The organism is Micromonospora sp. NPDC049047, assembly GCF_040649135.1.
In the GTDB taxonomy this organism is placed as follows: domain Bacteria; phylum Actinomycetota; class Actinomycetes; order Mycobacteriales; family Micromonosporaceae; genus Micromonospora.
In genome coordinates, this window is the sequence record NZ_JBEZEY010000021.1 from 24,297 (window position 1) to 45,346 (window position 21,050).

Below are 21,050 nucleotides of genomic sequence, written 5' to 3' on the forward strand. Positions count from 1 at the left end.
CCGCACGGGGAGCCCGGCCGGTGCTCCGTAGAGCTGTCCGGCTCGGCGGGAGAGCTACGGGACAGTTCTCCGTGCGATCGTCTACCTGCTGTCAGCTTGGCAGGCGGCCCCGGGTGGAGACGAAGTGGTACGACATGACGGCGAACCCGGGGTCACGCACCAGCCGCCGGAAGGCGTTCAGTTGCTGGGGTGACAGCCCGGCGGCGAGCAGCTCCGGTTCCAACTGCCGGGAGTTCGTCTCGTAGAGCGACGTTCCGGTCGAACCGCCGGCCCAGCTCTGCGAGTGGGTGATGGTGTCCAGGTCGGTCAGGCCGGCCAGGGCCATCTCGGTGTGCACGTCCTGCGCCCAGCCCAGGTCGGCGCCGTGGTCCTCCAGGACACCCATCATGGCGTCCATCACCTGCGCGAAGAGCTTCGCGGCGTCGTCGGTAGGTGCGGTGAGCACCCGCTGTGGCACTGTGCAGTCGAACTCCTCGACCACCAGCCACCCGCCGGGAGCCAGCGCGCCGGTGAGCGTCCGCAGGACCCGTCGCCGATCGGGAAGGTGCAGCAGCACCAGCCGGGCGTGGACCAGGTCGAACGCGTCCCCGGGCGGCGGTTCGGTCCGCACGTCGTGCCGGCGTACGTGCAGGTTGTCGTCGGCCACGAGGTGGGTGGGGTCGATGTCGGTGGCCAGCACGTGCCCGTGGTCGCCGACCGCGCGGGCGATCCGCCGGGCCATCGAGCCGCCCCCCGCCCCGACCTCCCAGCAGGTCGCACCGGGTCGCAGCACCGGCCGGGCCAGCCGACGTGTGGTGATCGGATCCAGGAAGGACTCCAGGGCGTGCATCTGGGCAACGGCGTCGGGTGCGCCGTTGTCGAACGTGTACGCGCCATCGCTCGTCACGGTTGTCATCGGTGTCTACCTCTCCGAGGGATCAGGTGACTACGGGGTGTCGGCCCAGAGCCGAGGGGCCGCCCGGTTGGGCGGGGGTGGCGGGGTGGCGGCGACGCTCAACATCGCCGCCAGCGGTGCGGGGTCGACGCGGGCCTCGGCCGTCGGTCGGTCGTAGACCACCCGGCCGTACTCCAGCACCGCCACCCGGTCCGCGATCTCGATCGCGTGCTGGAGTTGCTGTTCCACGAGCAGCACCGTCAAGCCGTCGGCGGCGAGACCGTTGACGAGTTCGCGGACCCGCGCCGCCAGGTCGGGCGAGAGGCCCTCACACGGTTCGTCGAGCAGCAGCACCCGCGGTTGGCCGAGCAGCGCGCGGGCTATCGCCAGCATCTGTTGCTCGCCGCCGGAGAGCTCACCACCGCGGTGGCGCAGCCGCACCGCCAACCTCGGCAGCAGGTCGAGGGTGCGGGCCACCGTCCAGCCCTCGCCGCCGGAGGTGCGGGCCCGCCACGGCGCCGCCGCCAGGTGCAGGTGCTCGGCCACTGTCAGCCGGGAGAAGACCCGGCGGCCCTGCGGGACGAGACCGACGCCGGACTGGGCGACGCGGTGTGGTTGCCGGCCGGCCACGTGCACCCCGCCGACCTCGACGTGACCGCTTGAGGCGCGCACCAGCCCGGCGATCGTGTGCACGAGGGTGCTCTTGCCCGCCCCGTTACGGCCCACCACGGCCTGGATGCTGCCGGCCCGCACCCGCAGGCTGACCTCGTGCAACACGGTCCCGCCGCCGTAGCCGGCGCTCAGGCGATCCACTGACAACATCAGGCCACCCCGTCGGCGTAGGCGCGCCGCACCAGCGGCGAGGAACGGATCTCGTCAGGCGTCCCGGCGGCCAGCGTCCGACCGTCGCGCAGCACGGTCACCGTGTCGGACAGGGCGTACACCAGGTCCAGCCGATGGTCGACAAGGAGCACTGCGACCTCCCGGGGCAGCGCCCGGAGCAGCTCGACCAGCCGGCCGACCTCGGCGGCGGACAACCCGGCCGCCGGTTCGTCGAGGAGCAGCAGGCGGGGACGACCAGCAAGGGCCATCGCGATCTCCAACTGGCGTCGCTGCCCGTGGGCGAGGTGCCCGGCGGGCACCGCCGCGACGTCGGCGAGGCCCAGCTGGCCCAGCAGTGTGCCCGCCCGGTGGTGCGCGACGCGGCGACGTCCGTCCGCCCACCAGCGGCGCTTCGCGATGACCCGCGGCAACGCCGCGACCACGACATTCTCCGTGGCGGTCAGTGTCGCGAAGACCGCCGGACGTTGGTGGATGCGGTTGATGCCTCGTCGGGCGCGGGCCGCCGGCCCGAGCCGACCGACGTCCTGCCCGGCGAAACGCACGGTGCCGTGCTGCGGTCTCGTGGACCCGCCGATCACGTTGAGCAGGGTTGTCTTGCCGGCACCGTTCGGGCCGATCAGGGCGTGCCGCTGGCCGTCGTGGACGCACAGGTCCACGCCGTCCAGCGCGGCGAGCGATCCGTACCGCACGCTGATGCCTTCGGCGCTGAGCAGGCAGGTCATCGGCGCAGCTCCGGTACGGCGGCCCGCTCGGCGGCGGCAGGCTGGTGCGACCGGACCGCCGGCGGACGCAGCCGACCCCGGGCCCGGTTGACACCGCTGGGCAGCAGGTAGACCGTCGCTATGAACAGCAGTCCCAACACCAGCGGCGCGTGCCCCGGCAGCACCCCGAACAACCAGTCCCGCACGGCGATCACCAGCGCCGCGCCGACCAGGGCGCCACCGACCGAGGAGGTGCCACCGATGACGACGCCGAGCAGCAGCAGCGCTGAGGTGTCGAAACCGAAGTCGGCGGGGGAGATGTACTGCTGGGCGACGACCAGGAGCGAACCGGCCGCCCCGGCGATCGCCCCCGCGGCGATGTGCGCCCCGGAGACGTGCAGCGGCATCCGGTGGCCGCTGGCCCGCAACCGCGTCTCGTCGTCCCGGCCGGCGCGCAGCAGCAGCCCGGCCCGGGTACGCAGCAGCACCAGCAGCGCACCGACAAGCGTCGCCACGACGACCAGGGCGTACAGGTAACGCGCCTGGTCGCTGGCGAGCGGCGGGAGCCCCCAGAACGGGCGGATCGCGGAGCTGCCGGCCAACCCGTCAGTGCCGCCGGTCACCGACCGCCAGCGACCGAGGACTGTGACGACAAGTTCACCGATGGCCAGGGTGATCATCAGGACGATCACCCCCCGGGCGTGCACGACCAGGGGCACGGTGAGTGCGGCCAGCGCCGCCCCGGCGGCCGCCGCGACGGCGAGCTGCACGACGCCGACGTCGGAGATCCGGCTGCCGAGCACGGCGCAGGCGTAGGCGCCCGCCGCGTACGGCGCGGTCTGCCCGAGCGTCGGCAGCCCGGCGACACCGGTGAGCACTGCCACGCTCACCCCGACCAGGGCCAACGCCAACGTCCGGGCGAGGAGCGCGGTGGTGTAGTCGTCGACCGCCCAGGGCGCCACGACTAGGCCGGCCAGGACGAGCGCCGCGACCGCGCCGCGCGCCCGCCGAACCACCTCGTCCCTCATGCCGCCCGCCAGCGGCCGGCGATGCCTCGGGCCCGCACGGCAAGCACCGCCGCCATCGCCGCGAACAGCAGAAACGGCGCGGTGGACGGCAGCAGCGCCACGCCCAGCGTCTGGATCTCGCCGATCGCGAGCGCCGCCAGCAGGGTGCCTCCCATGGACCCGAGACCACCCAGGACGACCACGACCAGGGACAACAGCAGCACGGTGTCGGCGCTGTCCGTGCCGGGGCCGATGATGGGCGCGCCCAGGACCCCGGCCGCGCCGGCCAGCGCGCCGGCGGCGGCGAGCACCCCGGCGCGGATCCGCGCCGGGCTCACCCCCAGGCAGGCGACCATCTCCGGGTCGTCGACGGCCGCGCGGACGAGCATCCCGGCCCTGGTCCGCCGCACCACGAGGTGGAGCACGGCCGCGAGCACCGCCGCGACGACGATGAACACCAGCCGGTACGCGGCGTAGCGGTGCCCGGCGACCACCACCGACCCCTCCAGGACGGCCGGCACCCGAACCTGCGGATCGTCGGCGCCGAAACCGGCGACGAGCAGGCTGCCGCCGGCCAGTGCCACACCGAACGTCAACAGCGCCTGACCGAGGTGGTTGCCGGTGGCGACCGGGGTGAGCAGGCCGGCCAGCAGCGCACCCGCCGCGGCGGCGGCCAGCACACCGACGACAAGCGCCAACGCCAGGCTGGCCCAGCCACCGTCGAGGACCGCCGCGGCGGTGTAGCCGCCGATCGCGTAGAGCAGGCCGTGCGCCAGATTGAGGATGTTGGCGACGCCGAAGCAGAACACCAGGCCCGCCGCGGCGACGAACACGAGCAGCCCGTAGGCGACCCCGTCCAGCGCCGGGATCAGGTACGGGTCGATCCGGTTCAGGCCGGCCGCCACAGCGGTCACCGGCCGACGGTCGCGAGGTCACCCACGACGGTGTTGGACAGCGCGCGACCGTCCTGGCGGACCTGCCGCAGATACCACTTCTGCACCGGGGAGTGCGTGGTGGTGGAGAACTGCCAGGTGCCACGCGGACTGGCGATCTGGCCCAGCTGACCGATCGCCGTGTTGATGGCCTCCGGAGTCGGGTTGCTGCCGGCGGCGCCGACCGCCCGGTCCAGCACGGCCGCCGCGTCGTACGAGGCGAGCGCGTAGGTCGTCGGGGACCCGTCGTGCTTGGCCTTCCACGCCGCCACGAAGGCACGGTTCTCCGCGTTGTCCAGGTCGGACGAGTAGTTGAGCACCGAGTAGATGTCCCGGGCCGCCTCGCCCTGCGCGTTGAGCACGCCGCCCTCGGTGAGGAACCCGGCCGCGTACAACGGGACGTCCTTGATCTCGGACTGCGCGTACTGCTTGACGAAGTCGACGGCGGCGCTGCCGGCGTAGAACGTGTAGACGGCCGCCGCGCCGGAGGCCTTGATCCGGGCGAAGTACGGGGTGAAGTTGGTGGTGGCCGGGAACGGGGTGAAGGTGGTCTTGCCGTCGGCGTTCGCGAGTTTTCCGCCGATCTTCCCGAACGCGTCGGTGAACCCCCGCAGCTCGTCCCAGCCACCCTGGTAGTCCGGGCCGATCGCGTACACCGAGCCCCGCACGTTGTCGCGCACGTGTTGGGCGATCGCCGCCCCGGGTTCGTCGGAGAGGTACGAGGTGTGCCAGACCCGGGAGACGTCCTTGAGTTCCGGTCGCCCGTTCGAACCGACGAGCGGCACCTTGGTCTCCGCCAGCAGCGGGGTGACCCCGGCGACGGAACCACCACCGACGATGCCGGTGAGCGCGGACACCCGGTCCTGCTTGAGCAGTTTCGTCGCCGCCGGGACCGCGGTCTGGGCGCCGTTGCCCTCGTCGGCGATGACGAGGTCGACCTGCCGACCGCCGAGTTTGCCGTCGTGGGTGTCCAGGTAGAGCTGGAAGCCGTCGCGGATCTCCGTACCGACCGCCTGGTACGTCCCGGACAGCGAGGCGAGCAGGCCGATCTTTATCGAGCCGCCGGCGCTCGGGCCCGGCGCGTCGTCGCCACAGGCCGCGCTGGCGGTGAGGACGACAGCCAGCAGGGTGGCGGTGAGGGCATGGCTGCGCCCAGGGGTGAGGTGAGGCATGTCTGAACTCCAGGGGAAGTGGGTCTCCGGCGTGGGGGCGCAGGAGTGGTCAGCGGCTGCGGGCGAGTGCCGCCCGGGCCGCGGGGGTGAGAGCGTCTCCGATGCGGTTGGCCAGCTCGGTCATCTCGTAGGAGACCTTGCCCACGTCGCACTCGGGTGCGGCGAGCACCAGCAGCGAGGCGCCGTCGTTGAAGGCCATCGAGAACATGAACCCGCCCTCGAGCTGCGTGACGTTCGAGATCACCGCGCCGGCGTCGAAGAAGGCCGCCGCTCCGCGCAGCAGGCTGACCAGTCCGCTGCCCGTCGCGGCCAACTGGTCGGCCCGGTCCGGGGGCAGGTCCCGGGTGGCGGCCACCATCAGGCCGTCACTGGAGATGGCGATCGCATGGCTGACCTCGGTCGCCCGCGCGGCGAAGCTGTCCAGCAGCCAGCCGAGGTCCTGTTGGTCGCTCACGTGCGCTCCTGTCGCGTCATTTGTTGCCGAGGTTGATCGGGGTACGCCGCCGGTTCGCCACCCCCCGCGCGTACGCGGCCATCGCCGTCGCCACCTGGGCCGGGTCGCGGTACTCGGACCGCTGCTGCTGGCGGGGCACGCTCACGCCGCCGGGCACCAGATGCCGTTGCGGCTCCCGTTTGGGCAGGCCGGACGGGGTGGTCGTGGTGACGTCGGGGGTGTTCACCTGGGCGGCGGTGTGCCAGGCGTCGTCGGCGGGGCTGGCCCACTCCCGGTCGTCGGTGCCGTCGGCGGCGTCCGTCTGGAACCAGTGGTTGACCTGTTCGAAGATGAGCAACTCCTCGGTGGGCGCGTCACCCCGGTCCGGGGGTGGCGGAGTTGGCCGGAACACCGGCGCCGCCGGCAGGGTCCGTTCGGCCGGGGGGCGGCCGGCGGTGGGCTCGGGACGCGGCTGGTACGACGGCGGCGGGCTGGCCGTGCGCGCCGCCCGGCGGGAGAGGCGGCCGGGTGCGAGCAGGTACTCCTCCGGCGGCAGCGACCGGATGATGGTCGCGGGCAGCGTCGCCTCGGCGAGGGTGCCGCGTCGGGGGCCGCGGCGCAGTTGGACGGTGGCCCCCAGCCGGGCCGCGAGCTGGCCCACGACGACGAGGCCCATCGCCCGGACGGCCGCCACGTCGGTGGCCGGAGGTTGGGCCAGGAGTTCGTTGAGCTGCTGCATCCGCTGCGGGGACAACCCCATGCCCTCGTCGCTGATCTGGACGATGACGCGGTCACCGAGGCTTCGACCGCTCACCCAGGTCTCGCTGCCGGGCGGCGAGTACGTGGTGGCGTTGTCCATGAGTTCGGCGAGCAGGTGCACGACCTCGTCGACGGTCTTCGCGGCCACCGCGACGTCCCCGTCGATCATGCCGAGCCGGATCCGCGAGTAGTGCTCGATCTGGGACAGCGCCGCCTGGAGCACCTGTTGCAGCGGGACGTCGCGCTGGCGTACCCGACCGACACCGACGCCGCCGAGCACGAGCAGGCTCGCGTTGATGCGTCCCATCCGGGTGGCCAGGTTGTCCAACGTGTACAGCTGGTGCAGCCGGTCGGGGTCGGTCTCGTCCCGTTCGACCAGGTCGACCTGGGCCAGTACGGCGTCGACGAGTCGCTGTTCGCGGCGGCTGAGGTGGATGAAGATGTCGGCGGTGTTGGCGCGCATGACGGCCTGCTCGGCGGCCGTCCGCACGGCGGCCTGGTGGACCGCGCTGAACGCCTGGCCCAGCTCGCCGATCTCGTCGTCGCTCGACGGTTCGAGGGCGGCGGAGGCCTGTTGGCGGGCCAACTGGTGCGGGTCGACGGCGGCGCTACCAGGCTGCTGGAGCTGGGCCACCACGGCGGGGAGCTGTTCGAACGCCACGGCGTTCGCCGCGTCCCGTAGCGCCCGCAGCCGCCGGGTGATCTGCCGGGCGACGGCCCAGGTCACCAGGGCGGTGAGCAGCAGTGCCAGCAGGACGCCGACCGCCTCGGCAACGGCCCGGCGGCGCTGGTCGGCGTGTGCGGCCCGGACGTCGTCACCGACCGCGGCGTCGACCCGGGCGCGCAGGTCGGCCAGGCGGGCGGCCCGCGCCTGGGTGGTGGACACCCAGCCGGCGGTCTCCAGGTGCAGTGGCGATCCGGGCTGGGCTCGCGACACCTCGTCCTGCATCCGTTGCAGGGCGAGCGCCTCCGGGCCGGTGCCGGCCTGTTCCCACCAGACGCTCCACGCGGGCGGAGCCAGTGCCAGGAACGACAGGCTCGACTCGGTGTAGCTGGTCCGGGCCGCGGTGATGTCCTGTTGCATGGCGGGGGTGAGTTCGCCGCCAGCGATCGCCCGCAGCACGGCGACCTGCTGTTGACCGATCGCCTCGGCCGTCTTCGACAGGGCCGCCGAGGCGCGGATCCCGTCGGCGAGTTCGGCGTCGACCACGCCGTGTGAGATGTTCTCCCGGAGGCTGATCAGGTCGGCGATCGCGATCCGGTAGCTGAAGGTCATCGCGGACACCGAGGCGTGCGCCGCCGTGCGTACCTGGGTGCGCAGCGGGGCGAGGCTGTCCAGGGCCGCGTCGATGCGGTGCAGGAGGTCGCGGTTGGTGCCGGCGTCGGGGGAGAGCCGGTCCCGCTGGGCGCGGTAGCGCGCCACGACGTCGTCGGTGGCCGCCAGCTCCACGCCGAAGGTGTCCTGCTGTTCCGCGGTGGGGTAGGTGAGCAGGTCGGCGGCGGCGATGCGTTCGCGTTGCAGCCGGTAGGCCAGGTCACCGGCCGCCGCACCGACCTGTGCGAGGGCCCGGAGGTCGCTGGCGCGCACGGTCTGGCGGGCGCTCTCGGTGAGCGCGAGGCCAGCGAAGCCGATCACGGCCACGAGTGGCGCCGCGACGATGAGGCGCATCCGCCCGGCTATCTTCCAGCCGCGTCGGCGGGTCGGGTAGGGTCTGGCCGCGTGGGACCGGGTGCTCGACGCCAAGATTGACTCCCACGACTCGTCGATGACGGTCTATCCGCACGTTGCCGAATGCAAGTCCCATTCGGCCGGAAGCCGCGCTCGTAGACCAGACCTGGCCGTGGTACAAACTGCCCGTACCAGCATCTGTACCCAACGTCAGCGGCCGGTGACACCGCGAGACCGGGCTGGAGCGGTGTGATCAGCGCTGGTCGTCGAGGGGGTTGATCCGGGGCTGTCGCCGCTGCGCGTCGTCTGGCTCGGGTGCACCGTTGAGCACCTGACCGATCAGCTCACGTAGCTCGTCGATGGCGTCCACGACGGCGCCCGGGTCACGCGCGTCGCGCCGGGCGCGCTGGCGCGGCACGGGCTGATCTCGCCGAACCGGTCCCGGGGCGCGGGGGCCGCGGCGACCGTCGGCGGCCAACTGCTCGGCGGCCACCTGCGGCCACAGCTCCGCGAGTCGACCGCCGGTGCCGAGTACGTCGTCGCAGCGCAGCGCGAACTCGTGACTGCCGAACCGGCGACCCGACTCGACCGCTGCCACCGTCTCCCGGCTGAAGCGCACCAGATCCGCCAGGGCCCGTTGGGTCAGGCCCCGGCGAACCCGGCAGGTGCGCAGTTCCCAGCGGAACCGTTCGCTGGCCGCAGTGGGAGCAGAACTCGACGGGGACGTGTGCTCCATGCGCTCACCTTCGTGGCTACGGGGAATCAGCAGCGGACGCCAGATCGAAATTCGCCGATGAGCCGAACATTCATAGAGGGCAATTCTTAACCCAGGACGCGATGGGTGTGAAGACGTTCACCGACATGAATCGTCGGGCGAAGCGGAAAGGTGCGTCCCGGGGTCGAGCGGCGCAGGGTGGGGCGGGTGGCGTCGCGCGGCCCGCACTCGTCCCGCGCGCCGGTGAACCTGCTGGCGTACGCGCACGCTTAGGCGGCGGCCGCATCGGTGGCCGCCGCACCGCGCGTCGCCGACGCCTCGGCGGGTGCCACCGAATCGATTACCGCGAGCAGTGTGTCGTGGGCGCGAAACGCGACATTCGGCTTGTACGAGCGCTGTTGCGCAGTCGCCAGGCGCAGACCGGGAATTGCTTCGGTGAGTCTGGTGATGGTGATCTCGGCCTCCAGTCGCGCCAATCCCGCGCCGATGCAGAAATGCGGGCCGTGGCCGAACGACAGGTGATTGCCCACGTCCGCCCGCCCGGGAGTGAACTGGTCCGGATGGGCGAAGACCGCGGGGTCGCGGTTCGCCGCCCCGATCAGCAGCAGGCAGCGTGCCCCGGCGGGAATCGTCACGGTGCCCACTGTGACGTCCCGGCTGGTCACCCGGAGCCAGCCGTCGATGGCGGGCGCGAACCGCAGGGTCTCGGCCACGAAGGCGCCCACGGCCCCGCGGTCGGCGGTGAGGGCCGACCAGTGCCGGGGGTTGGACAGCGCCTGGTCGAGGGCGTGCGCGAGCAGGCCGGCGGTGGTCTCGTGCCCGGCGACCAGGAGGTTGAAGGCCAGGCTCGCCACCTCGGGCACGCTCAGCACCGCGTCGTCGTCGTCCCGGTAGGTAAGGGCGCGGCCGATGAAGTCGTCGCCCGGTTGGCCGCCGTCGACGCGCTGACCGACCAGCTCCTCGCAGTAGTGCCAGAAGTCGAGCAGGCAGTGCGCCAGGCGTACCTGCTCGGCCGGGTCCGGCTGCCCCCAGACGAGGGCGATCTGGCCGTCCGCCCAGCTCCGGATCCGCGCGATGTCGGCGTCGGGCACGCCGAGGATGTCCAGGACCACCAGCAGGGGCAGCTCGGTGGCGAGCTCCGGGATCAGGTCGACCCGCTCGCCCCGACGGGCGGCGAGCCGGGAGACCAGCTGATCGACCCGCCGCCGGACGATCGCGCCGTACTCGGCCTCGACCCGCTCGGCGGTGTTCGCGAAGGTCGCCCGCAGGGCCCGGCGGGTGCGGTGGTGCACCGGCGGGTCCGCGGCAGCCGTCGTGGGTGGCGCGTCGAGCCGCATGAGCACGTTCATCGCCTCGGGGCACACCTGGTAGACCGGGGCGAGGGTGAGGGCGTTCGTGAACGTCGTGGCGTCGGCGAGGGCACGACGTACGTCGGCGTGCCTGCTGATCAACCACAGGCCCAGATCCTCGGCGTAGTGCACCTCGCCGGGGTCGTCGAGAATGTGTCGCCACGTGCGTGCTGGATCGGTGAGATAAACCCCGGCGAACGGATTCAACCGCATGGGACGCCTCCTGGTGAACGCGGCGCGAAAACCGGCAGCGCCTTCATTCGGCGATCCACGTCAGTCGGGCCGATAATGGCGCGCATCTGCCTCTGGCTCTTTACGGTGCGCTGACTGGCTGCGCAAGTCAAGATTGGCCGGCATCTATTTACCGACGGGTAATATCTGCGTGTTGCAATGCATGGTTGGGGTTGGCCGAATGCAACTTGCGGCTCGGTCCTTGCCACCGGTCAGGGCCGGTTGGCGGACCGCCCGGGGTCGGCGGCAACGAGACGATCAGGGACGGCTGCCGCGCGGACAACCGACCACTACCGATGGTGCAACCGATTCGCCGCTCTCCCTCATGACCGGAGAAACGACCTCCGGGACGGCAGGTGACGCCAGTGTCGGGCCGCCGGCCCGTACGCCGTGCCGGTGGCCCGCGCGTCGCGGGAGGCGCTCAGCCAGGCCGGAGCCTCCCGCGACGTCCTACCGCGACCCGGCGGCCACGGCCGGGGTCAGGGCGCCCACGGGGTGGCGATCGTCCAGGTGCTGTCGGCGGCCCACCACGCCGGTGTGTTGTACGCGTCGCCGCCGGTGCCGTTGCTGAGCCAGATCTCCGAGTTGTAGTGCCGCAGGTACCTGCCCCGGAAGTTGTACGACTCCAGCGACACCCCGGTGCCGGTCAGTCCGACGCGGGCGCACCAGGTGGCGTCGGCACGCAGTAGCGTCGAGCCGTCGTCCGGCGAGTTGCGCACCCGGGAGTTCTGGTGCCGCAGGTACTGCCCCGGGAAGTTGACCGACTCGAACGAGTAGCAGCCGGCGTCGGCCAGCCCGGGCCGGATGGTGTACGTGGCGTCGGCCTTGAGCAGGCTGGAGCTCGCGGCGTCCACCACGTCGGTGTATGCCAGGCTGTCCCGGTGGCGCAGGTACCGGTTGGTGTAGCCGGGTGTCGTCACCTGCAACGACCGTCGGTTGTTCACCGGTAGGGCGACGGGAGCCGAACTGCCGATGGTCTTCGAGGCGTTGATCAGGGCGGTGTTGGCGGCCCGGACCCGCGCCTGATCCATCTTGGTCACCTGCCGGTCGTACGTGAGGAAGCCGTTCAGCTCGCCCTCCAGGTCGGTGATTTCGGTGTAGACCGAGGCGCTGAGTCCCTTGCCGAGCATCAGGTTCTGGCTGCCCTGCACCAGCCCCACGTACCGGTCGGTGAGCGCGTTCGAGCTGGTCTGCCACTCGTAGGCGAAGAAGCTGCCGTTCGGGCTGTACTCGTGGCCCGGGGTGTGCAGGCCCAGGCCGCCGAACTCGCCGAGCACGGCGATCCGGGTGTTCGACGGCACTGGGGAGTCCGGCCCGAGGTAGACGTGCCAGTCGTCGATGTCGCCGTTGCCGGGGTCGCCGAGGGACTGGCAGCAGTTGTGGCCGCTGTGCGGGTTGACCAGGCGCGTCGGGTCCTGGTTCTTGATGTTCTGCGCGACCCGGCGGGTGTCGGTGAGGGACCGCTCGCCCCAGCCCTCGTTGTACGGCGTGTAGGCGATCACGGCGGGGGAGCTGCGGTGCTCGTCGACGATCTCGCGTGCCTCGGCCTCGAACTGCGCCTGTTGGGCGTCGGTGGGGTTGACGTCCTGCGCGGTGAGCGACGGGATGTCCTGCCAGACCAGCAGGCCGAGGCGGTCCGCGTGGTAGAACCAGCGCTGCGGCTCGACCTTGATGTGCTTGCGCACCATGTTGAAGCCGAGGTCCTTGTGCTTCTGCAGGTCGAAGGCGAGGGCGGCGTCGGTCGGGGCGGTGTAGAGCCCGTCCGGCCAGAAGCCCTGGTCGAGGGTGCCGACCTGGAACACGAACTGTCCGTTGAGCTTGGGGCGCAACACACCGTCGACCAGGCCGGTGGTGATCTCCCGCATGCCGAAGTAGTGCATCGTCCGGTCCACGGTGGCGCCGCCCGCGTTGCGCAGGGACACTCGCAGGTTGTAGAGGAACGGGTCGTCGGGTGACCAGCGGCGGGCGTTCGGGACCGGGACGCTGAACTCGGTGAAGCCGCCGGTGGCCGAGCCGACCACTGTGGTTCCGTCGAGCGCCTCGGCGAGCACGCGGTGGCCGCCCACGTCGCCGCGGGTGGACACCCGGACCCGCAGGGTGTTGGTGCTCAGGTTCGGCGAGACGTCCACCCTGCTGATCGAGGCGGCGGGGACCGGCTCCAACCACACCGTCTGCCAGATGCCGGAGCTGGGGGTGTAGAAGATCCCGCCGGGCGTCTTGGTCTGCTTGCCGATGGCGGGCAGGCTGCCGTTCTGCCGGGTGTCGGTGGGATCCCAGACCTTGACGACGATCTCGTTCAGCCCGGCGCGCAGTTGGGGTGTCACGTCGAAGGTGAAGGCGTCGTAGCCGCCGGTGTGCGCGCCGACCCGGACGCCGTTGACCCAGACGGTGCTCTGCCAGTCGACGGCGCCGAAGTGCAGCAGGGTCCGCCGACCCGCCCAGTTGGCCGGGATGGTGACGGTGCGTCGGTAGAACAGGTAGTTGCGGTTGTCGTTTGCGGCTCGCTGGATGCCGGAGAGCGCACTCTCCACCGGGAAGGGCACGTTCACCCGCTCGGGCAGGTTGGCGCCGAACTGCGGGGCGTCGTCGGTGGACGACTGGCGTAGCTGCCACTCGCCGTTGAGGTTGAGCCAGTCCGGCCGGGTCATCTGGGGGCGCGGGTACTCGGGCAGGGGTGTGCCGACCAGGGCCTGGCTGGTCCACGGGGTGGTCAGTGGCGGCGTCTTGGCCGGTGCGGCGTGCGCCGGCCGGGTTGGCGCGGCGAGCACGCCGACGACCAGGGCGAGGATGAGCAGCAGCGGCAGGGCGGGGCGGATGGGGACCTGACGTGTCATGCCGGCTCCGAGGGACGAGTCGCCGCGGGCGGTGCAGCCAGGCCCGAAGCGCGTGGGTGGGGGCATCGGGTGGTCACCGACGGATGGTCGGAATCGACGAACATCATTTCTTGTACAACGTTATAGAGCCAGGCCGGTCCTGCCGTCAACGCTTGCCTGTCGGCGGATCGGCGAACGTGCGGGCGACGCTCGGCGCGAGATCCATAACTCCGGTGGTACGACCCAGCGAGGATGGCCCATCTAATCCATGTCGTTCAATACGATGACCGTTATCTCGATCGGGGTGCGCTCACGAGGCGTGCCTTCCTGATACGGAGGAATGCAATGCTTCGCTGGCGTACCCGAACCGGCCTGCTGGCCGCCGCACTGGCGGCGGTGGCCGCGGCCGGTCTCACCCTCTCCGCGCCGGCCGCCGCGGCCGACAACCCCATGACGCCGAACGTCGTCGGCGGCACCCGCGCCGCACAGGGCGAGTTCCCGTTCATGGTGCGGCTCTCGATGGGCTGCGGCGGGGCGCTGTACAGCCCTCGGCTGGTGCTCACCGCGGCGCACTGCGTGGGCTCCACCGGCACCAACACCAGCATCACCGCGACGCTCGGGACGGTCGACCTCCAGTCGTCCAGCCGGATCACCGTCCGGTCCAACTACGTCTACCGTGCCCCCGGCTACAACGGCGCCGGCCGCGACTGGGCGCTGATCCGGCTGGCCAGCCCCGTCACCGGGCTGAGCACCCTGCCGATCACCACCACCACCGCGTACGACAGCGGCACCTTCACCGTCGCCGGCTGGGGCGCCGCGCGTGAGGGCGGCGGCCAGCAGCGGTACCTGCTCAAGGCGACGGTGCCGTTCGTCAGCGACTCCGTCTGCAACGCCAACTACGGCGGGGACCTCATCCCCGCACAGGAGATCTGCGCCGGCTACGCCAGCGGCGGCACGGACACCTGCCAGGGTGACTCGGGTGGCCCGATGTTCCGCCGCGACGCCAACAACGCCTGGATCCAGGTCGGCATCGTCAGCTGGGGCAACGGCTGCGCCCGACCCAACTACCCAGGGGTCTACACCCAGGTGAGCTACTTCGCCTCGTCGATCGCCTCGGCAGCGGCCAGCCTCGGCGGCTGACCGGACACCCGCTCGGGCGGCCCGGACGGCACGGTCCGGGCCGCCCGCCCGTGCGCCCGGGTGGGTGGGCGGCGAGTGGGCCACCCGACAGAAACGGCGGGCCGTCCCTGCGGCGCCGGCAGCAGCGGCGATGATGGGTCGGTGAAGATCCTGTCCATCCAGTCGTCGGTCGCCTACGGTCACGTCGGCAACTCGGCAGCGGCCTTTCCCCTGCAACGCCTCGGCCACGAGGTCTGGCCGGTGCTGACAGTGCACTTCTCCAACCACACCGGTTACGGCGCCTGGCGGGGCCCGGTGATCCCGGCGGCGGACGTGGCCGAGGTGATCGCGGGCATCGGGGACCGTGGGGTCCTCGGCAGCGCCGACGCGGTGCTCTCCGGCTACCAGGGCGACCCGGCAGTGGGCGCGGTGATCCTGGACGCGGTGGCGACGGTGAAGGCGGCCAACCCGGCGGCTGTGTACTGCTGCGACCCGGTGATGGGCGACGCCGGTCGGGGCATGTTCGTCCGGCCCGGAATTCCGGAGTACCTCCGGGACACCGTGGTGCCGCGTGCGGACATCATCACGCCGAACCACTTCGAGCTGGACTTCCTCTCAGGCCGTACGACGAACTCGCTGGCCGAGGTGCTCGACGCTGTCGACGTGGTGCGCGCGACCGGACCCCGGCACGTGCTTGTGACAAGCGTGCTGCACGGCGATCTGCCGCCGGGCTCGCTGGAGGTGGTGGCGGTCTCCGACGAGGGCGCCTGGGCGGTGACCACGCCGCTGCTGCCGATCAACCCGAACGGTGGGGGCGACGTCACCGCGGCGCTGTACCTCGCGCACCTGTGCACCACCGGCTCATCCGCGACAGCGCTGGAACGCACAATCGCCTCCGTCTACGCCGTGCTCGAGGCGACCCTCGCGGCGGGCACCCGGGAGATCCAGCTGATCGCGGCACAGGACGTGATCGCCGACCCACCGGCCCGTTTCACCGCCCGCCGGCTGCGCTGACGACGGGCGGCGGGACCGCGGACCGGGCGGCGGTCAGCGGCCCTCGGGGACGGCCATCTCGCCGAGCAGCGACCAGTCGTCCTGCGGCACCGTGGCGTTCACGATGCGCGGCGTCTCGGCCAGGTGCGGAGGCAGGGTCTCCTGCGCCGCGCGGAAGTGGGCGGACTGCACGTGGGCCGCGCCGGCCTGGTCGTCGCGGAACGCCTCGACCAGCACGTACTCGGTCGGGTCGTCCACGCTGCGGGACCAGTCGAACCACAGGCAGCCCGGCTCCGCCCGGGTCGCCTCGGTGAAGTCGGCGGCGATCTGCGGCCACCGGTCGGCGTGCTCGGCCAGGACCCGGAACTTCGCGGTAATGAAGATCATGGCCCCAGGCTACCCAGCCGGGCGGGCGCGGGCGACGACCTCCTCGGGAGTCAACGGCGCCTTCGGGTGGTGGGTCAGGCACAGCGGGGTGCGGACCTTGACGAACGAGAACCCCTCCCCGGCGGCGTAGAACTCACCGCTGTTGAGCAGGCCGATGTCCGGCAGCCGCCCACCCTTGGCCTCGGCGAGCTGTCGGGCCGCGTCGATCTGCGTCGGCGCGTTGAGCAGCCCGAAGAACTGCGTCGTCGCGTTGCCGGAGATCTGGTTGTGCAGACCCTTGGGCGCCTGGGTGGCGAAGACCAACCCGAGCCCGTACTTGCGCGCCTGTGCGGCCAGCGCGATCGAACTGGCGGTGCAGGCGGTGGTGCCGGTCGACGGCGCGAGCGTCTGCGCCTCGTCCATCACGAACAGCCCACCCAACGGCCGGTCACCGGCGGGGTGCCGCTTGATCCACGCGAACAGCGCCATCTGCAACTGGTTGACGAAACTCTGCCGCTCCTGGTCCGAGGTGAGACCGACGAAGCTGATCACCGACACCCGGGCCCGCCGCCCCGCCGACGGTGTCAGCAGCAGCCCCGGGTCGGCGGGCGCACCGACCCCACCGAAGAGCGGATCGGTGACCATCGCTGCCTTGAGTGCCTCGGCCAACTCCTCGGCGAGCTTCCCGGCGCGGGCCAGCCGGCTGACCCCCTCGGGCAGGTCGGTGAGGAACTCGGTGAAGCCGGGCAGGCCCACCATTCCGCTGCGTGCGTACGCCTGCAGGGCCTCGGTGAGGACGGCCTTGCCCTGCTGGGCGAGCCGGCTCGTCCGGTCGACGCCGGCCCGTGGCGCGAGCGCCTCCACGGCGGAGCGGACGGCCTGGTCGAACTCGTCGGGCCAGTCCCGCAGTGAGGTGAAGTCGGGCAGCGGCTGGAAGCTCAGCGGTCGACCGGCGGTGACCCGGGGCGTCCACACCACCACCTCGGTGTGCGCGAGGTAGTCGGCGGCGCGTTCGGCGTCGCCGGGACCCCAGCCGCTCGGTGGTTCGGGCCACGCGTCGCCGAGCCGGGCGAGGTCGTTGTTGGGGTCGAGCACGATCGCGGAGACACCCACGCGGGCGCACTCCTCGACCAGCCGGCGGATGAGCACTGTCTTGCCCGAACCCGAGCCGGCGAACACCACGGCGTGGCGGCGCAGCGACTCCAGGGGCACCGTGAACGGGTGGCCGCCGTCGACGGTGCGCCCCAGCCCGACGGCCGGACCGCCGGCGTCGACCACGAGGTCGGCCGGGTCAGCGGCTACCGGGCCGGCCGACGGCGCGTCTGCCACGTCGGCGACGGGCACGCTCGTCGGGTCGGGTTCCGGGTCGCCCGACGGTGGGTCGCCGTCAGGTGTCGCCGGCGGGATGCCGTCGCGCGTCCCGTCGGGCCCGGGCAGGACCGCGCGGAACAGTTCGGTGCCGCTGGCCGGTCGACGGGCCACCAGCCACTCCTGCAGGGCCGCGGACGGCTCGGTCGCCAACGACCGCAGCGCCGCGAAGACCCGTAGGTCCGCCTCCGACACGCCGCACCGCAGGCCGCCGGCCGCGTCGAAGCCGGCCAACACCTCGGTCGTACGCTTCCCGGTCGGCCACGGACCGTTGCGCAGCAGGATCAACCGCCGTTGGGGCAGGTCCCGATCCAACCCGGCGAGGGTGCAGGCGGCCTTGACCCGGGCGGTGACGGCGATGGCGTTGGGGTGCGCGACGGCCCGGAAGCACCAGTGCGCCTCGTTCTCGGTGGCCTCGTCGAGCACCTCGATCAGCCGCCCGTGCAAGGCGGGCTTGCGACCGGGCGGCGGATCGTACTTGTAGGTGGCGCCGGTCGGCGCCTGCTCGGCGATCCAGGCTGCCAGACCGGCGGCGAGCAGGCGCGGCATGTGTTCGTCCTCGCCCGCCGGGTCGACGGCGGCCGATACGTCAGCGGCCTCGACCAGCTCGGCGAACCGTGCGTCCAACTCGTGCAGGCGGCGCTCGTCCGTCGTCGGGTCACCGGAAACGGCGCGGACGGCGCTCACCGTCGGCGTCGATTCGGTGCCGTCGATGAGCCGGTCCAGCTCGACCACCTCGTCGCGGTCCCGGCACCAGGCGATGTGGCGGTCCACCCGGCGCAGCAGGGCGCGGGGCGTCAGGGTGGGGGCGTCGGCGAAGGCGGCGGGGGCGATCGGCCAGGTGGGGTGTGGTGGCCCGAAGTACATGCCCGCGAACGCGGCGGTGAGGCGCTTCGCCACGATCGCCTGCCCGATCTCCGGGGTGGGGATCCGGTCCGGCAGGGTCGACGTACGGAAGCGGTCGGCGACCGGGGTGGGCGCGGCGCGGGTCATCAGCACCCAGGTGTCCGGTAGGCAGGAGACGACGACCAGGGTGCGGCGGGTGATGTCGCGGAGCTTGAGCAGGCCGTCGGCGATCGGGCCGAGCACCTTGGCCTGGGCGTCCTCCAGCCCCTGATGATGGTTGAGCAGCGAGGTGCTGGTCTGGGCGAACAACGTGTCGAGCTGGTCCACGGCGATGACCGTCGGGTCCAGGGTCAGGGCCATCAGCCGGGAGATGTCCTGCACGACCTGCTGCGGGGTGCGGATCGCGGCGCTCAACCCCCACGCCGCCCGCGCCGCCGAGTCACCCGGTTCGGAGATCAGGTGGGCGTAACCGACGTCCTGTGCCTCGAAGTCGATGGCCCCGTGCAGGACGAGCGCCCGGGCGGTGTCCTGGGCGTCCCGCCCGACCTCCCGGTCGCGCTCGCGCAGCGCCCAGATGAAGGTGTCGAGCTGCGCGCGGGTCACCGGGCGGGCGCCGGCGACCGCGTCGCGGACCTCCACCGGCAGGCCGAGCTGCGGGGTGAGCCGACGCAGGAAGGTCTTCAGCTGGGTGCCCCAGCCAACGTGGGGGCGGCCCATCCCCTCCACCAGGGCCAACGCCACGCTCTCCCAGAAGGTCTTGCCGCTGACCATGTCGACCAGGAAGAAGTAGCCACCGTCGCGCTGGATCCGTTCGCGCACCGCCCCGAGCAGGTGCGTCTTGCCGGCGCCCGCGCGGCCCTGCATGGCCACCCCGAGCGGCATGCTGGTGTCGTCGGTGCGGGCTCGCGCCACCCCGCGCAGGATCTCCGCGGCCACCTTCTCGTGCAGCTCCGGCACGTTGTGCGGGCTCGGTCGCCAGACGTCGTCCGGGGTGACCGCCGGGTTGAGACTCACCGCTTCCAGGGCGGCCCGCTGGTCGTCCGAGATCATGCCGCGCCGATCGCCAGGGCGTGGTTGTCCTCGTTCCCGATGCGGACGGCGGCGGCCCGGTCCCGTGCGGTGAGGGACTTGGTGTTCGCCACCGGGATGATGCGGACGTCCTCCCGGCCGACCATCGCCCGCAACGCGGCGTCCAGGGAGGCCCGGTCGGTGTCGGCGAGTCGGTCCCGGACGTCGGCGAGGCCGACCCAGGCGCCCGGCGCGGTGGCCAGATCCCGGTACGCCGACCGAACCAGCGCCTCCACCGCCGCCGCCGACGCGGGTGCCGGCACCGATGCGGGTGCCGCCGCCGTCGTCGGTGCCGGTGCAGGTGCTTGGTGCGGTGACTCGCTGGTCGCCGGTGCCGCCTCATCGGTCTGCTTGAAGAAGTCGCCGTGGCTGACCCGGAGCCGGTCCAGCGAACGGTGCAGGTTGGACAACACGACGAACAGCGACCGGGTGGTCGACCCGCCCTGCTTCGGCGGCGCGGCCGTGTGCAGCCGACGGGCCACCCGCCAGCCCTCGTCGGTCAGCTCGTGGGCGAACGTGCGGCGGGACTTGTCGGTGTCAACCAGACCCAGGTCGACGAGCTTCTTGTTGTCCTTGCCGGTCAGCGTGAAGCCGGCCAGCTCCTTCAGCTCGACATTGGTGAGTCGGCGCGCCTCGACCATCAGCACCACGAGGGCGTTGATCTGGTTCGGCGTCAGGTGCGGGACGTCCGCCGGGCTCGTCATGGTGTCTCATCTCCGTGGGGGTACGTGCCGCCCGCGCGCCGCCGGGCCAGCAGTCGACGGATCCCGTCGACCACCGCCGGCGCGTCGGTGAGCACCTGCTCGTTGGTGAAGCGGAGCACGTCCAGCCCGAGGAGTTGCAACTGCACGTCCCTCCGCCGATCGTTGGCGAAAGCGATTCGCCCACGATGCTCCGGGCCGTCCACCTCGACCGCAAGACCCTCAGCGGGCCAAAAGAGATCCAGCCGGTACGCCACACCCAGCACGTGCCACTCGTAGGTGTGGTTCCACCGCCGGCCCCGCGCCCAGTCGTGTGGTGCGAGCGCGCGTTCCAGTGCCTGCTCGGCCGCGCTGTCACCACGGGGAACGCCAGCGAGCGGCGGCCAGGCCAGCACCGTCGGACCCGGCTGCGCGGGCGTGGCCGCCGGCTGATCGGTCGAGCTGGCCAGCTCGGCGAACCGCACCGGCACCAGCACCGGCACCGACCGCACCCGGTCGGCGTGGCGCAGCTGCCCGCCGGCCAGCCACACAGTGAAGCCGCCGTGGCGCACCAGCCACTCGGCGGCGGCCACAAGCGTCCGCTCCGCATCCGCGCCGAGGTCGGGCAGGGCGATGACGAGGAGGCAGCCCTCCCGGTGGTACGCCTCGGCGAGCACCCGGGCGAGCCCGGCGGCGCGTACCCCGGGGGCGAAGCGGGACCGGCCGACGGGCCGGCGCGGACCGCGCAGCCCACGCTCGGCGAGGTCGGCGAGGAACGGGCCGAAGTGCCGGGAGCGGGCCGCTGCCCGGGCCGCGAGGGCGCGTACCGCCGCCACGCCGAGTGTGCCCCCGCTCTCGAAACTGTCCGCGCCGGTAAGCCAACTGGGGAACATGGCGAGGGCCGCGGTGTCCAGCCCATCGAGCAGGTCGTCCACGAGGTCGCCGAGCGGACCCACCACAGTGGGCCGGTAGTGCACGACCGCCGGTGCCGCCGGCGGCAACGGGTCGAGTGCCACCCGCAGCACCTCGGGGTCGACGGCCGGCAGGTGACTCACCCGCCGCGTGGGCGGGGCGGCCCACCAGGCCCCGTCGGCGTGGACGGGTCGGGCCAT

17 protein-coding genes are annotated in these 21,050 nt (G+C 72.3%); 2 read left to right on the forward strand and 15 right to left on the reverse strand.

Features of this window, described 5'->3' with window-relative positions; genetic code table 11:
- Positions 1 to 91: 91 nt before the first annotated feature.
- The 11 genes from AB0B86_RS26255 to AB0B86_RS26305 form a co-directional block, all read right to left on the reverse strand.
- Positions 92 to 895 carry a methyltransferase domain-containing protein gene (locus AB0B86_RS26255; protein WP_357412641.1) on the reverse strand — a complete coding sequence of 268 codons (804 nt, stop codon included), beginning with the start codon at positions 893 to 895 and terminating at the stop codon, positions 92 to 94.
- A gap of 30 nt (positions 896 to 925) precedes the next feature.
- Positions 926 to 1,696 carry an ABC transporter ATP-binding protein gene (locus tag AB0B86_RS26260; protein ID WP_357412639.1) on the reverse strand — a complete coding sequence of 257 codons (771 nt, stop codon included), beginning with the start codon at positions 1,694 to 1,696 and terminating at the stop codon, positions 926 to 928.
- Positions 1,696 to 2,439 carry an ABC transporter ATP-binding protein gene (locus AB0B86_RS26265; protein WP_357412637.1) on the reverse strand — a complete coding sequence of 248 codons (744 nt, stop codon included), beginning with the start codon at positions 2,437 to 2,439 and terminating at the stop codon, positions 1,696 to 1,698. The genes AB0B86_RS26260 and AB0B86_RS26265 overlap by 1 nt, the downstream gene beginning before the upstream one ends.
- Complete coding sequence (locus tag AB0B86_RS26270; RefSeq protein ID WP_357412636.1) at positions 2,436 to 3,446, reverse strand: branched-chain amino acid ABC transporter permease; 1,011 nt, start codon at positions 3,444 to 3,446, stop codon at positions 2,436 to 2,438. The genes AB0B86_RS26265 and AB0B86_RS26270 overlap by 4 nt, the downstream gene beginning before the upstream one ends.
- Positions 3,443 to 4,339, reverse strand: a complete 897-nt coding sequence (locus AB0B86_RS26275; RefSeq protein ID WP_357412634.1) for a branched-chain amino acid ABC transporter permease — start codon at positions 4,337 to 4,339, stop codon at positions 3,443 to 3,445. Before AB0B86_RS26275 ends, AB0B86_RS26270 begins: the two co-directional genes overlap by 4 nt.
- A complete protein-coding gene (locus tag AB0B86_RS26280; protein WP_357420023.1) occupies positions 4,336 to 5,529 on the reverse strand; it encodes an ABC transporter substrate-binding protein in 1,194 nt (397 codons plus the stop codon). Before AB0B86_RS26280 ends, AB0B86_RS26275 begins: the two co-directional genes overlap by 4 nt.
- Positions 5,530 to 5,578: 49 nt before the next feature.
- Positions 5,579 to 5,983 carry a roadblock/LC7 domain-containing protein gene (locus AB0B86_RS26285; RefSeq protein WP_203174378.1) on the reverse strand — a complete coding sequence of 135 codons (405 nt, stop codon included), beginning with the start codon at positions 5,981 to 5,983 and terminating at the stop codon, positions 5,579 to 5,581.
- A gap of 16 nt (positions 5,984 to 5,999) precedes the next feature.
- Positions 6,000 to 8,390 (reverse strand): nitrate- and nitrite sensing domain-containing protein, encoded by a 2,391-nt coding sequence (locus AB0B86_RS26290; RefSeq protein WP_357420024.1) that lies wholly within the window; start codon positions 8,388 to 8,390, stop codon positions 6,000 to 6,002.
- Between the two features lie 253 nt (positions 8,391 to 8,643).
- The gene (locus AB0B86_RS26295) at positions 8,644 to 9,126 is read right to left on the reverse strand and encodes a helix-turn-helix transcriptional regulator (RefSeq protein ID WP_357420025.1); all 483 of its coding nucleotides are present in this window, start codon (positions 9,124 to 9,126) and stop codon (positions 8,644 to 8,646) included.
- A gap of 248 nt (positions 9,127 to 9,374) precedes the next feature.
- Entirely contained in the window at positions 9,375 to 10,667 is a 1,293-nt protein-coding gene (locus AB0B86_RS26300) for a cytochrome P450 (protein ID WP_357420026.1), read from the reverse strand.
- A 497-nt stretch (positions 10,668 to 11,164) separates the two neighbouring features.
- Positions 11,165 to 13,519 carry an AbfB domain-containing protein gene (locus AB0B86_RS26305; protein WP_357420027.1) on the reverse strand — a complete coding sequence of 785 codons (2,355 nt, stop codon included), beginning with the start codon at positions 13,517 to 13,519 and terminating at the stop codon, positions 11,165 to 11,167.
- A gap of 324 nt (positions 13,520 to 13,843) precedes the next feature.
- On the opposite strand from AB0B86_RS26305, the gene AB0B86_RS26310 reads away from it, so the two are divergent.
- Positions 13,844 to 14,638 carry a serine protease gene (locus AB0B86_RS26310; RefSeq protein WP_357412622.1) on the forward strand — a complete coding sequence of 265 codons (795 nt, stop codon included), beginning with the start codon at positions 13,844 to 13,846 and terminating at the stop codon, positions 14,636 to 14,638.
- A gap of 141 nt (positions 14,639 to 14,779) precedes the next feature.
- The gene (gene pdxY, locus AB0B86_RS26315; RefSeq protein ID WP_357420028.1) at positions 14,780 to 15,631 is read left to right on the forward strand and encodes a pyridoxal kinase PdxY; all 852 of its coding nucleotides are present in this window, start codon (positions 14,780 to 14,782) and stop codon (positions 15,629 to 15,631) included.
- Between the two features lie 33 nt (positions 15,632 to 15,664).
- Here pdxY and AB0B86_RS26320 read toward each other — a convergent pair whose 3' ends face one another.
- The 4 genes from AB0B86_RS26320 to AB0B86_RS26335 are packed head-to-tail and all read right to left on the reverse strand — an operon-like array spanning position 15,665 to position 21,050.
- Positions 15,665 to 15,997, reverse strand: a complete 333-nt coding sequence (locus AB0B86_RS26320) for a putative quinol monooxygenase (RefSeq protein ID WP_357420029.1) — start codon at positions 15,995 to 15,997, stop codon at positions 15,665 to 15,667.
- A gap of 9 nt (positions 15,998 to 16,006) precedes the next feature.
- Positions 16,007 to 19,240 (reverse strand): DUF87 domain-containing protein, encoded by a 3,234-nt coding sequence (locus AB0B86_RS26325; protein WP_357420030.1) that lies wholly within the window; start codon positions 19,238 to 19,240, stop codon positions 16,007 to 16,009.
- Complete coding sequence (locus AB0B86_RS26330; protein WP_357412616.1) at positions 19,237 to 19,962, reverse strand: hypothetical protein; 726 nt, start codon at positions 19,960 to 19,962, stop codon at positions 19,237 to 19,239. The genes AB0B86_RS26325 and AB0B86_RS26330 overlap by 4 nt, the downstream gene beginning before the upstream one ends.
- Complete coding sequence (locus AB0B86_RS26335; RefSeq protein ID WP_357412614.1) at positions 19,959 to 21,050, reverse strand: DUF559 domain-containing protein; 1,092 nt, start codon at positions 21,048 to 21,050, stop codon at positions 19,959 to 19,961. Before AB0B86_RS26335 ends, AB0B86_RS26330 begins: the two co-directional genes overlap by 4 nt.

Bases quoted from the DNA above. Each gene is read 5' to 3' on its own strand.
- AB0B86_RS26280 (WP_357420023.1), bottom strand. From the start codon at position 5,529: ATGCCTCACCTCACCCCTGGGCGCAGCCATGCCCTCACCGCCACCCTG.
- AB0B86_RS26330 (WP_357412616.1), bottom strand. From the start codon at position 19,962: ATGACGAGCCCGGCGGACGTCCCGCACCTGACGCCGAACCAGATCAAC.
- AB0B86_RS26255 (WP_357412641.1), bottom strand. From the start codon at position 895: ATGACAACCGTGACGAGCGATGGCGCGTACACGTTCGACAACGGCGCA.
- AB0B86_RS26295 (WP_357420025.1), bottom strand. From the start codon at position 9,126: ATGGAGCACACGTCCCCGTCGAGTTCTGCTCCCACTGCGGCCAGCGAA.
- AB0B86_RS26260 (WP_357412639.1), bottom strand. From the start codon at position 1,696: ATGTTGTCAGTGGATCGCCTGAGCGCCGGCTACGGCGGCGGGACCGTG.
- AB0B86_RS26265 (WP_357412637.1), bottom strand. From the start codon at position 2,439: ATGACCTGCCTGCTCAGCGCCGAAGGCATCAGCGTGCGGTACGGATCG.
- AB0B86_RS26305 (WP_357420027.1), bottom strand. From the start codon at position 13,519: ATGACACGTCAGGTCCCCATCCGCCCCGCCCTGCCGCTGCTGCTCATC.
- AB0B86_RS26270 (WP_357412636.1), bottom strand. From the start codon at position 3,446: ATGAGGGACGAGGTGGTTCGGCGGGCGCGCGGCGCGGTCGCGGCGCTC.
- AB0B86_RS26325 (WP_357420030.1), bottom strand. From the start codon at position 19,240: ATGATCTCGGACGACCAGCGGGCCGCCCTGGAAGCGGTGAGTCTCAAC.
- AB0B86_RS26310 (WP_357412622.1), top strand. From the start codon at position 13,844: ATGCTTCGCTGGCGTACCCGAACCGGCCTGCTGGCCGCCGCACTGGCG.
- AB0B86_RS26290 (WP_357420024.1), bottom strand. From the start codon at position 8,390: ATGCGCCTCATCGTCGCGGCGCCACTCGTGGCCGTGATCGGCTTCGCT.
- AB0B86_RS26335 (WP_357412614.1), bottom strand. From the start codon at position 21,050: ATGGCCCGACCCGTCCACGCCGACGGGGCCTGGTGGGCCGCCCCGCCC.
- AB0B86_RS26320 (WP_357420029.1), bottom strand. From the start codon at position 15,997: ATGATCTTCATTACCGCGAAGTTCCGGGTCCTGGCCGAGCACGCCGAC.
- AB0B86_RS26300 (WP_357420026.1), bottom strand. From the start codon at position 10,667: ATGCGGTTGAATCCGTTCGCCGGGGTTTATCTCACCGATCCAGCACGC.